Origin of the sequence: Niallia sp. FSL W8-0951, assembly GCF_038006525.1 — a bacterium.
GTDB classification, from domain to species: domain Bacteria; phylum Bacillota; class Bacilli; order Bacillales; family Cytobacillaceae; genus Niallia; species Niallia circulans.
The window spans coordinates 359,615-372,105 of sequence record NZ_JBBOVK010000001.1; the positions used below are offsets into that span (position 1 = coordinate 359,615).

General features: G+C 37.7%; 12 protein-coding genes. 11 read left to right on the forward strand and 1 reads right to left on the reverse strand.

Annotated elements, in window-relative coordinates:
* Positions 1–9 precede the first annotated feature (9 nt).
* The 7 genes from iolD to fba all read left to right on the forward strand — a co-directional run bounded on the left by iolD (position 10) and on the right by fba (position 8,161).
* Entirely contained in the window at positions 10–1,920 is a 1,911-nt protein-coding gene (gene iolD / locus NSS71_RS01570; RefSeq protein ID WP_061799787.1) for a 3D-(3,5/4)-trihydroxycyclohexane-1,2-dione acylhydrolase (decyclizing), read from the forward strand.
* Positions 1,921–1,935: 15 nt separating this feature from the next.
* Positions 1,936–2,832: a myo-inosose-2 dehydratase gene (gene iolE, locus NSS71_RS01575; protein WP_061799786.1), complete on the forward strand. Its 897-nt coding sequence runs from the start codon at positions 1,936–1,938 to the stop codon at positions 2,830–2,832.
* Between the two features lie 14 nt (positions 2,833–2,846).
* Entirely contained in the window at positions 2,847–4,268 is a 1,422-nt protein-coding gene (locus tag NSS71_RS01580; RefSeq protein WP_047941475.1) for a sugar porter family MFS transporter, read from the forward strand.
* A 50-nt stretch (positions 4,269–4,318) separates the two neighbouring features.
* Positions 4,319–5,356, forward strand: a complete 1,038-nt coding sequence (locus NSS71_RS01585; protein ID WP_047941476.1) for a Gfo/Idh/MocA family protein — start codon at positions 4,319–4,321, stop codon at positions 5,354–5,356.
* 94 nt (positions 5,357–5,450) lie between these two features.
* The gene (locus tag NSS71_RS01590; protein WP_047941477.1) at positions 5,451–6,317 is read left to right on the forward strand and encodes a sugar phosphate isomerase/epimerase family protein; all 867 of its coding nucleotides are present in this window, start codon (positions 5,451–5,453) and stop codon (positions 6,315–6,317) included.
* Between the two features lie 17 nt (positions 6,318–6,334).
* Positions 6,335–7,183 carry a sugar phosphate isomerase/epimerase family protein gene (locus tag NSS71_RS01595; protein WP_047941478.1) on the forward strand — a complete coding sequence of 283 codons (849 nt, stop codon included), beginning with the start codon at positions 6,335–6,337 and terminating at the stop codon, positions 7,181–7,183.
* Positions 7,184–7,291: 108 nt separating this feature from the next.
* Entirely contained in the window at positions 7,292–8,161 is an 870-nt protein-coding gene (fba, locus tag NSS71_RS01600) for a class II fructose-1,6-bisphosphate aldolase (RefSeq protein ID WP_061799784.1), read from the forward strand.
* An 87-nt stretch (positions 8,162–8,248) separates the two neighbouring features.
* Here the strand turns inward: fba and NSS71_RS01605 are convergent, their stop codons facing one another.
* Positions 8,249–8,638, reverse strand: a complete 390-nt coding sequence (locus NSS71_RS01605) for a tautomerase family protein (RefSeq protein ID WP_047941485.1) — start codon at positions 8,636–8,638, stop codon at positions 8,249–8,251.
* Positions 8,639–9,625: 987 nt separating this feature from the next.
* On the opposite strand from NSS71_RS01605, the gene NSS71_RS01610 reads away from it, so the two are divergent.
* The 4 genes from NSS71_RS01610 to NSS71_RS01625 are packed head-to-tail and all read left to right on the forward strand — an operon-like array spanning position 9,626 to position 12,406.
* Complete coding sequence (locus NSS71_RS01610; RefSeq protein WP_047941486.1) at positions 9,626–10,543, forward strand: ABC transporter ATP-binding protein; 918 nt, start codon at positions 9,626–9,628, stop codon at positions 10,541–10,543.
* A complete protein-coding gene (locus tag NSS71_RS01615; protein ID WP_144544464.1) occupies positions 10,540–11,289 on the forward strand; it encodes an ABC transporter permease in 750 nt (249 codons plus the stop codon). The genes NSS71_RS01610 and NSS71_RS01615 overlap by 4 nt, the downstream gene beginning before the upstream one ends.
* Positions 11,290–11,301: 12 nt before the next feature.
* On the forward strand, positions 11,302–12,033 hold the full coding sequence (locus NSS71_RS01620) for an ABC transporter permease (protein WP_047941488.1): 732 nt from the start codon (positions 11,302–11,304) through the stop codon (positions 12,031–12,033).
* A gap of 22 nt (positions 12,034–12,055) precedes the next feature.
* Positions 12,056–12,406 carry a YxeA family protein gene (locus NSS71_RS01625; RefSeq protein ID WP_061799781.1) on the forward strand — a complete coding sequence of 117 codons (351 nt, stop codon included), beginning with the start codon at positions 12,056–12,058 and terminating at the stop codon, positions 12,404–12,406.
* The last annotated feature ends 85 nt before the right edge of the window (positions 12,407–12,491 follow it).

Consider the following 12,491-nt stretch of genomic DNA (forward strand, 5'->3'; position numbering starts at 1 on the left):
AGGATAACAATGGAAACAATTCGCTTAACAGCAGGGCAAGCATTAGTGAAATTTTTAAACCAACAGTACCTTCATGTAGATGGAAAGGAATTTCCTTTTGTGGAAGGAGTCTTTAATATTTTTGGACATGGAAATGTTCTGGGAATTGGAGAAGCGTTGGAACAAAATCCAGGTCATTTGAAAATCTATCAAGGGAAAAACGAACAAGGGATGGCACATGCAGCTATTGCATATAGTAAGCAGATGCTTCGCCAGAAAATTTATGCGGTAACTACTTCATCAGGACCAGGATCTGCAAATGTGGTGACAGCTGCGGCCACAGCATTTGCTAATAATATTCCTGTATTGCTTCTTCCAGCTGATACCTTTGCAACGAGACAGCCAGATCCGGTGCTGCAGCAATTGGAACATAATCACAGTCTTGCAGTAACCACAAATGATGCGTTTATGTCTGTGTCACGTTTTTGGGACCGTGTGACAAGACCAGAGCAATTAATGTCTAGTCTAATACGTGCTTTCGAAGTAATGACCAATCCAGAAACAGCTGGTCCAGCAACGATATGCATTTCACAAGATGTGGAAGGAGAAGCTTACGACTATGATGTGAAATTTTTTGAAAAAAGAGTTCACTATTTAGATAGAAAGAAAGCATCTGAGAGAGAGCTAAAGAGTGCTGCTGATCTTATTAAAGAGAGTAAAAGACCATTAATTCTTGTCGGGGGAGGAGCGAAATACTCAGAAGCAAGAGGAGTTCTTATTAAATTATCAGAAACCCATCAAATCCCATTAGTAGAAACACAGGCTGGTAAATCAACCGTAGAAAGCGACTTTGCTAATAATTTGGGTGGAATGGGGATTACGGGAACGCTGGCAGCAAATAAAGCAGCTTATGACGCAGACCTTATTATTGGGATTGGTACTAGATACACGGATTTCGCTACATCGTCGAAAACAGCGTTTAATTTTGCTAAGACGAAATTTTTGAATATAAATATTAGTCGTATGCAAGCATATAAATTTGATGCTTTTCAAGTTGTGGCAGATGCGAAAACAGCCTTAGAAGAGCTAGTGCCGCTATTAGAGGGATATCAAACATCTTATGGCAATGATATCCGTATTTTAAAAGAAGAATGGCTTCAAGAAAGAGATCGCCTGGCACAAGTAACATTTACTCGGAAAAATTTTGATCCAGAAATTAAGGGGCATTTTTCCCAAGAAATATTAAATGAATACGCAGATGCTTTGCAAACCGAATTAGCGCAAACAACGGCTTTGCTTGCTATTAATGAGACGATTTCTCCAGATAGTACCATTATTTGTTCTGCCGGTTCTTTACCAGGAGATTTGCAAAGATTATGGCATTCCTCTGTTCCAAATACCTATCATCTTGAGTATGGTTATTCATGCATGGGATATGAAATTGCCGGTGCCTTAGGAATTAAATTGGCAGAACCGAATAAGGAGGTTTACTCCATTGTCGGTGATGGCAGCTTCTTAATGCTTCATACGGAGTTAGTCACAAGCTTACAGTATGGGAAAAAAATAAATATTTTACTGTTTGATAATGCTGGTTATGGCTGTATTAATAACCTTCAGATGGACAACGGAAATGGCAGCTTCTTCTGTGAGCTGAGAGATCATAGTCAAAATATCATGAACATTGATTATGCCAAGGTTGCAGAAGGATATGGAGCTAAAGCTTATAAAGCTAATACCGTAGAGGAATTAAAGGCGGCTTTAGAAGATTCCAAGCAACAAAATGTTTCGACCTTGATTGAAATGAAAGTGCTGCCAAAAACAATGACAGATGGATATGAAAGCTGGTGGAATGTTGGGGTGGCAGAAGTTTCTGAAAGAGAAACAGTAAGAAAGGCAAATGAGCAAAGACAAAAGAAATTGCAGCAAGCTAAACAATATTAAAAGGGGAAAAGGAAAATGAGAGAAGAGATTTTATGGGGGATTGCTCCAATCGGCTGGCGTAATGACGATTTACCCGAAATTGGGGCTGAGAATACTCTATCACATTTGTTAAGCGATATTGTTGTTGCAGGTTTTCAGGGAACAGAGGCTGGAGGATTTTTTCCTGATACAAAGATATTGAAAAAAGAGCTGGCTCTACGAAATTTAAGAATTGCTGGTAAATGGTTTAGTAGCTTTCTGATACGTGATGGAATACAAACAGTATCCAAACAGTTTCATGAGCATTGTGCTTATTTAAAGGAGGTGAATGCCTCTGTCGCAGTTGTTTCGGAACAGACTAACAGTATTCAAGGAACAGAAAAAAATGTATTTGGAGAGAAGCCCTTTTTTACGGACGCAGAGTGGGAGGTATTCACACAAGGATTAAATGAACTTGGCAGAATTGCAAGTGATTATGATCTTCATCTCGTTTATCACCATCATATGGGCACAGGAGTACAAACATTAGCAGAAATTGATCGGTTAATGGCGATGACAGATCCATCATATGTTCATCTATTGTATGATACAGGACATATTTTTGTATCTGATAATGATTATATGACTCTATTAAGGAAACATCGAAATCGAATTAAACATGTACATTTTAAAGATGTACGGCTAATTTCCTTAGAAGAATGCAAGAGAAATAATCTATCCTTTTTACAAGCCTTTCTAAAAGGGATGTTTACAGTCCCGGGGGATGGATGTATTGATTTTAAGGAAGTATATAACTATTTGCTCAAGACAAATTATAATGGCTGGATAGTCATTGAGGCAGAGCAAGATCCAGCCATTGCACACCCTTTAGAATACGCTCTTATTGCTAGAAAATATATTGATGAAACATTATTTGAAAAAAATCATATATAAAGGGGATTAAGAGAATGGGGACAGAACAAGGGAGTAGAGGTGGCAGCTCTCACAGGAAATCCTTAATGTTGATTACGCTAATCTCGACATTTGGTGGATTGCTTTTTGGATATGATACAGGGGTAATAAATGGTGCGCTGCCATTTATGTCTGATGAAACGCAGCTTCATTTAACACCTGTAACAGAAGGGCTCGTTACGAGTTCCTTATTATTCGGAGCTGCTTTTGGAGCAGTATTTGTTGGTAGATTGGCAGATTTATATGGACGTAGAAAGAGCATTTTAAACTTAGCATTAATATTTTTTGTCGCAACGCTTGGCTGTACATTAGCCCCAAATGTTTTGCTCATGGTTATATTTCGCTTCTTACTAGGTTTGGCAGTGGGAGGAGCTTCTGTTACAGTACCAACTTTCCTAGCGGAAATGTCTCCTGCTGAACGAAGAGGGCGAATGGTCACGCAAAACGAATTGATGATTGTAACAGGTCAATTACTTGCATTTACTATTAACGCCATTATAGGAAATATGTTTGGTGATGCCACACATGTGTGGAGATATATGCTGGTAATTGCTGCAATTCCGGCAGTGTTCTTATTCTTTGGAATGCTGAGAGTACCTGAAAGTCCACGCTGGTTAGCTTCAAAAGGGCGTAAAGAGGAAGCGTTACAAATATTAGAGAAGGTAAGAGATAAAAAGCAAGCAAGATTAGAACTGCAGGAAATTGAAAACGCTATCTCGAAAGAAGAGAATACGGAGAAGGCTACATATAAAGACCTTACGACTCCTTGGATAAGAAGAATTGTTTTTATTGGGTTAGGAATCGCGATTGTTCAACAAATTACAGGTGTTAACTCGATTATGTATTATGGAACGGAAATTTTGAGAGACGCTGGTTTTGGAACGGAAGCAGCATTAATAGGGAATATCGCAAATGGAGTCATTTCTGTTCTTGCCACGTTTGTGGGAATATGGCTTTTGGGTAAAGTGGGGAGACGACCGATGTTATTAACAGGGCAAATTGGTACAACACTTTCCTTGCTGTTAATCGGCATCTTTTCTTTAGTCCTAGAAGGCCAGCCATCCTTGCCGTATGTAGTGCTGTCTTTAACCGTAACATTTCTAGCATTCCAGCAAGGGGCTATTTCTCCAGTAACATGGCTCATGCTGTCTGAAATTTTTCCGCAAAGGGTCCGCGGACTTGGAATGGGAGTAACCGTATTTTGTTTATGGATTACTAATTTCCTAATCGGATTTTCTTTCCCTATTCTTATGGCTAATATCGGATTATCTACTACATTCTTTGTTTTTGTTGTATTAGGAGTGTTTGCCATAGCATTTGTTAAGAAATATCTGCCAGAGACAAGAGGTCGATCTTTAGAAGAGCTAGAAGAATATTTCCGAAATCAGGATAAGGAAATGATGAAAATCGCCAAATAGTATTTTATCACTGATCACTTATACCTTAAATTGGAAGGAGTATAAATAATATGACATTAAAAATTGGTGTAATTGGAACTGGTGCCATTGGCAGAGAACATATTAATAGAATTACAAAAAAGCTAGCAGGCGGAGAGATTGTTGCCGTAACGGATGTGAATCAAGAATCTGCTAGAACAACAGTGGAACAATTTAATTTAAATGCAGGGATATTTCCAGATGATAAATCGTTAATTGCAGATGGAAATGTAGATGCTGTTTTTGTAACAAGCTGGGGACCTGCACATGAAGAAAGTGTTTTGGCTGCTATCGAAGCAGGAAAATATGTCTTCTGTGAGAAGCCGCTTGCGACAACTGCTGAGGGATGTATGCGTATTGTAGAAGCAGAAATGAAGCATGGAAAGCGTTTGGTGCAAGTTGGATTTATGCGCAGATATGATAGTGGATATGTTCAATTAAAAGAACTACTTGATGCTAATTTTATCGGAGATCCATTAATGATTCATTGCGCACATCGCAATCCAGAAGTAGGCACAACTTATTCTACGGATATGGCAATAAGTGATACATTAATTCACGAAATTGATGTTCTGCATTGGCTCGTAAATGATGATTATAAGTCGGTGCAAGTATTGTTTCCGAAAAGGAATCGGTATGCCCATGAGAATTTAAGAGATCCTCAAGTAGTAATTTTAGAAACTAAATCAGGTATTGTTATAAATGCGGAAATCTCTGTTAACTGCAAATATGGCTATGATATTCAATGTGAAGTAGTTGGAGAAGAAGGGATTGTAAAATTACCAGAGGTTGCAACGGTTCCGTTCCGCAAAAATGCTACATTAGGATCGCAAATTTTGATGGATTGGAAGAAACGTTTTGTAGATGCCTACGATGTGGAATTACAGCATTTTATGGATTCAATCAAAGAAACTGGTGAGCCCAATGGTCCAACAGCATGGGATGGCTATATTGCTCAAGTTACCGCAGATGCATGTATTAAAGCACAGAATTCGGGAGTGAAAGAAGAAATAGTATTGCAAGAACAACCAAGCTTTTATAAAGATAATGTGCAGCCGACAAATGTTTAATAGCTAGAAACTTATTATTTTAGTAGATCGCTATCTATTTTGGGAAAATAGCGGTCTACTATCTAAAAAGTATATAAAGAAAAGAGGAATGAACATGCGTTTAGCTTATGATCCATCTCATTATAGAGATAATACCGGCTTAAAAGAAACAATTGATCATGTCGCAAGACTAGGGTACGAATATGTAGAACTTTCGCCTCGTAAAGACTTTATTTGGTTTTATGAATATCCAAAGGTAGATAAACAACTAATCAAAGACTTGAAGCGATACTGTTCGGATGCAGGAGTGAAAATTTCTTCTGTATTACCTGTACAACAATGGTCTTCGCCAAATGAATTAGAACGGCAATCAGCTGTTCGTAACTGGAAACGCTGTATTGAGATTACCTCTGAATTAGGGGTGGATTTAATGAACAGCGAGTTTGCTGGTGATAAGAGTCGTCCAACAGAAAGCGAAGCAGCTTTTATTCGTTCAATGGATGAGTTAATACCTATTTTTGAAAAAGAAGGAATCAAACTAAATTTACAATCTCACCCTAATGATTTTATCGAGCTTAATACAGAAGCGGTGCGGATGATTCGTGCGTTAGATAAGGATTGGATTAAGTTAGTCTACTCTGTAGCCCATGCCTTCTTCTATGATGATGGAAAAGGGGATATCGCTCAACAATTGGATGAAGCAAAAGATTTACTTGCACATGTATTAATCGCAGATACGATGAACCATAAAGCTGCATTCGGGCTTCGTTATATCGTAAATCCACCAAATGCAAATGTTACTATCCATCAACATTTAAACCCTGGTGAAGGGGAAATTGATTTTGATACGCTTTACCGTAAGTTAAGAGAATTTAAATTTGATGGAATTGTAACCAACTCTGTATTTGCCTATCCGGACAAACCAGACTGGTCAAATGAAGTAACTTTAAAGTCTATTAAGGAAGGATTAAATATTGAATAGAATAGGAGGAATTGCTGATGAAGTTAGCAATGAACCAAGGGACAACATTAGAAAATTCCACATTAGAGCAAGATCTGCAACTGCTTGAAAAATATGGATATGATTATATCGAAATCCGCTCGATTGATAAGTTAAAGGAGTATTTAGAGACACATTCGATTGAGGAATTAGTGGAGTTCTTTCAAACACATCACTTAAAGCCATTATCGTTGAATGCACTCGTTTACTTTAATAACCGCACTGATGAAGACTACAAAGCACTGCTTGAAGAATATAAAGAAATGCTTGAATATGCGAAAATATTAAATGTCGATCGAATGGTAGTCGTTCCCTTAGTATCAGAAAAGAAGATTCTGCGGCCGGTCATTAAGCAAAGCTGTGTCGAAGTTTTAACGGAACTATCTGATTTAGCTAAACCATATGGGGTAAAACTAGCGCTCGAATTTATTGGTCATCCACATGCTACCGTTAATACGTTGAGCTTTGCGAATGAGATTGTAGCTGCAGTTGATCGTGAAAATGTCGGCATCGTTTTCGATACATATCAGTATTATGCAATGAATTCTACCTTAGAAGATTTAAGAAATACTGATTTTTCTAAAGTCTTTTTATTTCATATTAACGATGTAGAAGACTATATTCCGGGAATCATGCTGGATGAAGATCGAGTTTTTCCCGGAGATGGCGTAATCGATTTAAAGAGCATTTTGAAAATTATAAAGGAAAAAGGGTTTTCTGATCACGCGTCTATAGAAGTGTTTAGACCAGAGTATTATCAACTTGAGGCAGAAGAAGTAGTGAAAACAGCTAAAGAAAAAACGCTTAAAGTGCTGGCGCCCTATTTCTTAACAGAAGAAGTGAAGTAAGGCTTTGATAGTAATAGAGAGGAAGAGTTTGAAAGATAACTCACCTCTCTAAAGGATTCTTTCATCGATTAATATTCAGAATATACAGAAAAAAAGGAGGCGGCTTTTATGTCAATAGTTTCCATGCATGATATGCTCCAAAAAGCAAAGCGGGAAAAATATGCAGTTGGTCAATATAATATGAATAATTTCCAATGGGTTCAAGCGATTCTCCAGGCTGCCGAAGAAGAAAAGTCGCCGGTCATCGTAGCGGCATCTGATCGTTTAGTCGATTATTTAGGTGGATTTAAAACCATAGCAGCTGGAGTTAAGGAGCTTATAAAAGAACTGAAAATTTCCGTACCGGTCGCACTACATCTCGACCATGGAATGAGTGTTGATAGATGTAAACAAGCGATAGATGCAGGCTTTAGTTCGGTTATGATAGATGGATCACATTATTCTATCGAAGAAAATATCTTAATGACAAAAGAAGTGGTAGAGTACGCAAAGCCAAAAGGAGTATCGGTAGAAGCAGAAGTTGGAACGGTTGGAGGAATGGAAGACGGATTAATTGGAGGGATTCAATATGCAGATCCATTTGAATGCACTCGTCTAGTGAAAGAGGCTGGAATAGATGCCTTGGCTGCAGCATTAGGATCTGTTCATGGACCATATCAGGGAGAGCCAGTATTAGGGTTCGAAGAAATGAAACAAATTGCAGGGCTTACAGGTGTGCCATTAGTGCTTCATGGAGGTTCCGGTATACCTGATCACCAAATAAAAAAAGCGATTGCATTAGGGCATGCAAAGATAAATGTAAATACAGAATGCTTACAGGCATGGGCGAAAGCAGTTCGCCAAGTATTAACAGAAAATCCTAATGTGTATGATGCACGATTTATTCTTGCACCAGGAATGGAAGCAGTGAAAGAAACAGTACGAAATAAAATTAGAGAGTTTGGAACAAGTCAAAAGGCATTGGTGTTTAGTGAATAAAGATAATTGTTGAAGGTACCTTTGAAAAGAGGTATCTTTTTTATGCGGAAAATTAAAGAGAGACTCTACAAAAAGTAGAATCTCGTTTTATAGTTTCCCAGTAAGGAATTGTGCTTCACCAAATCCAAAACTCCAGTCATCGTCTCCATTAATCATGAATGAAACCATTACATCATTTGGAGCGATACCACATTTGGCCTCTAACTCTTCAGTTAATTCCTGATAAAACTTTTGTTTATGTTCTTGTTTTCTTTCTCTGCTTGTAATGGTAAAAACAAGCATCTTTTCTGAACGTTCAAATCCTAAACCAGTGTCTTGAATAATCATTTCATACGGTTTATGCTGCGAGACAATTTGATAGCGATCTCGTTCAGGAACTTGAAAATTGCGTACCATCACATCGTGAGTCACATCCAGAATTTGTCTTATTTCATTTTCTGTTCTGCCTTCCAGCATATCTAGTTTGATTAAGGGCATGAGCTTCACTCTCCTGTTCTTTATATGGTTAATTGTTGTGTATAATTTGATAATATTTTTATTAAGTTTATATATAGTTTACTATAATGTATCAATTATGTCACCGAAAAAGGCACTGGAAAAGAAATATTTATATTTAGAATATCCACCAAAAAAATCTCTCAATAGGGTATTTCTAGTTTGACTAAAGTTGAACTCTTAATACTTTTCCTAGGGTGGGTTACTTAACTAAGAAACCTAAAGGAAAGGTGTATTTGTATATTCGTAAATCTTATAGAGAAGGGGAAGAAGGTAAAACATCAATATATATGGACTTGGACCAATTGAAACGGCCAAAGAAAAGCTATATAAAATTTTGGAGGGAGAAATAGAATTCCTAAAAGAATGGAAGGTAAGTGGATTTATCTTGATGATGTCTATGATTGGATATAACTTTATAAAAAGGAAAAGTTCGATATTAAGTCAACAAGGAAAACAAATAACTATTGATTAATCTTTTACATGAAATCATACGAGGTTAAAAAGCGCTTATCTTGAATGTTTAATGATATTTCAAAATGAACATTAGTTAGCAAGATTAATGATACAAATGGAAGATCAATTTTCTATTCCTATGTTAAAAAATAAAAGTGGAAGAACCAAAATAGACAAGTTAATGCCCTGTGTATATAACGATGATTCCTTAGCGTAGGAAGAATCGGCTTTATTTATGTTAAAGCATATGTTTGTTTTCCACGCCTTGTTGCTCTTTATTTTCCTAAGGTTAAGGAATTCCTATGCAAATGCAAGTGCGCGATAATCGTCCCTTTTTTAAGATGGGCATGTAAACAGGAAGAATTCTAGCTCCGATTAGAGAAAAATTAATGCAACACTAATTGATTTAAGGTTGATGTAAGGTTCTCTTTAGATTGAGGAAAGGTTGGTTCATTACTTTTGAAACAGGGGAGAAATATCAAGAAATATGATTTAAATGGAGCTGATTTGATAATGAGTGCGGTAACTATTGTACAAACGCAAAATCTGACTAAAACATATGGGGCTGTTAACAGTGTAAATAAACTTGACCTTTATGTTCGTGAAGGAGAGATTTATGGTTTTTTAGGTCCAAATGGTGCGGGGAAAACAACCACGCTAAAAATGCTACTCGGACTTATCAAGAAGTCGGAAGGGACAATCAAAATTTTTGGTGAGAGTCTTGAAAAGCAACGTCAATCTATTCTGCAAAGGACCGGATCGTTAATTGAGTCACCCTCCTACTATGGACATCTAACAGGGCTTGAGAATATGAAGGTCATGCAGCGCCTGAGAAATGTACCAGATAAAAATGTAGATGAGGTGCTTCGTATTGTACGGCTGGAAAATCAGAAAAACAAAAAGACACAGCAATATTCGCTTGGAATGAAACAACGACTAGGAATCGCAATGGCTCTTCTTTCATTCCCCAAGCTACTGATTCTTGACGAGCCGACGAACGGTCTCGATCCCGCAGGCATTGGTGAAATTAGAGAACTTATTAAAGCCCTCCCTACACGCTATGGGATAACTGTGTTACTCTCCAGCCACCTACTCTCAGAGATTGATCAGATAGCTACTACTGTAGGTATTATCAGTGAAGGGAATATGCTGTTCCAAGGTAGCATGACAAGCCTTCGACAAAAAAGCAGTTCTACAATCTATCTGAAAACTGGAGACAATGCCAAAGCGGAACAATTACTTATTACTAAGGGTTACAGTCCAGCTATAACCGGAAGTCGGCTATGGTTAGGTCATCTTGAGGATATGGAGGTGGCAGAAATGAATAGATTACTTGTTGAACATAACATTCCTGTCTCACGGATCGAGGAACAGAAAAAAAGTCTGGAAGATATTTTCTTAGAGTTGACAGGAAAGGAGCGAAGCTTGTGATTAAAACATTAGGATTGGAATATTTCAAAATTCGCCGCAAAAAAATATGGATGATGATTCTGTTATTTCTTATTGTAGAAATGCTGTGGACCTTCATGTCTATTAGTCGATCCATTGCTAGTAATCCAAATCACGCCATCTGGGAATCTGTCATTTTTAATGTATCCTCTATGAATGGGCTTTTTATGCCTATTATTTCAGCCATTGTGGTCTCACGAATTTGTGATATGGAGCATAAAGGGTCTACATGGAAAATGCTTGTTGCTACCAATGTAAGCCGTAATCATCTCTATATAGCGAAGTATATATGTGCTAACAGCTTGCTCTTGTTTGGCATCTTTGCACAAACTGTACTCATGATTGTGTTTGGACTGATAAATGACTTTCCAGGGTCACCTATCGAATTTTTCAGCCAGTTTATTATGGGGACTTTGTTGACAACACTCGCTGTTACGGCACTTCAGCAATGGATTTCCTTTGCTATAAAAAATCAAGCCTTTGCTTTATGTTTGGGCATGGTGGGTGGCTTTATTGGAATGACCGCTGGATTGATACCAGCTGCTCTTAGACATATTTTTATATGGTCTTATTATTTGGATATCAGTCCAGTTACTTTTCGATACGCCGAGTCTTCTGGCACTTATATAATGCAACCTATAGATATCGAAATTGCTGTGGCTGCATTGATTATGACTGTTCTACTCTATATTGCCGGAAATATTCATGTAAACCGGCAGGAAATTTAGGGAGGGAAGTAGATGGAACGAAGTATTTCTGCTGAATGGTTGAAATTAAGGCATACCCGGATTGGTCTTGTACTTGCTGTGCTTCCTATCCTAAGCCTTCTAACTGGAGGTGCAAATTATTATTTTAACCAAGGTGTTCTGCAAAATGGATGGTATAGCTTATGGACACAAGTGAGCCTTTTTTATGGTGAGTTTTTCCTACCAATCTTGATAGCTATTTGTTGTGCATATGTATGCAGGCTGGAGAACCTAAACCGGAATTGGCATATGGTAATGACCTCTCCTGTATCGGCTGCAAGTGTGTTTATTGCCAAATTGTTTGTTGTTAGCATTTTAATCTTATTTGCACAAGCGTTGTTTATGGGACTTTATTTAATTGCAGGCATCCTATTCTCTTTACCCGGACCTTTCCCTATTGAGACTTTGGGTTGGATAATACGTGGGTGGTATGCTTCTTTATCTATTATTGCCTTTCAATTATGCTTATCGCTGCGAATTCGGAGCTTTGCTACACCTATTGGTATTAGCCTTCTTGCAGTCTTTATCGGTCTGGGCATGTATATTGCAAAGTTGGGCCTGCTTTTCCCTTTCTCGCTACTCACCATTGGTATGAGCGTGTTAAGCCAGGATAAGCTTACTGGCTTACAAAACATTCAATTTTGGGCTATGAACATGGCTTTTGTTGTTATTTTTGCGTCTATCTTTATTCATCGATTGAAAAATAAAGATATTGTATCATCCTGATTGAGCTTAGGAGGAATTTGTGATGAAAAAAATATTGCTAATGCTGGGGCTCGTCATCATAATTGGGATTTGCTTGTGGATGTTCTTCATGAATCCAGAAAAGTTGAAACCTGATAACCCTGCTGGAAAAACCGTCTACTATACTATGATAACCGGTTCCGGTGTTCAAGATGACAATGAACGGTACGATTATGTACTAGCTGCCTTTAACGAAAAAGGAGAAGAAAAAAAACTTGAGTTTTCCGCTGGGAAACAATTGAGGGAAGGGGCTTATATTCAACTATATCACACGGGGTTTCGGGGAGTTACACATTGGGAAGAGATAGACTTCGAGGGGCTACCTGAAGCAGTAAAACAGCGATATCGAAAGTAAAAAGATTTAAAGAAGAAAAGGTCTTTCTCAAAGATATCTAGTTGAGATAACGATACAAAAAATGACCTTAATCATTATAAACGTA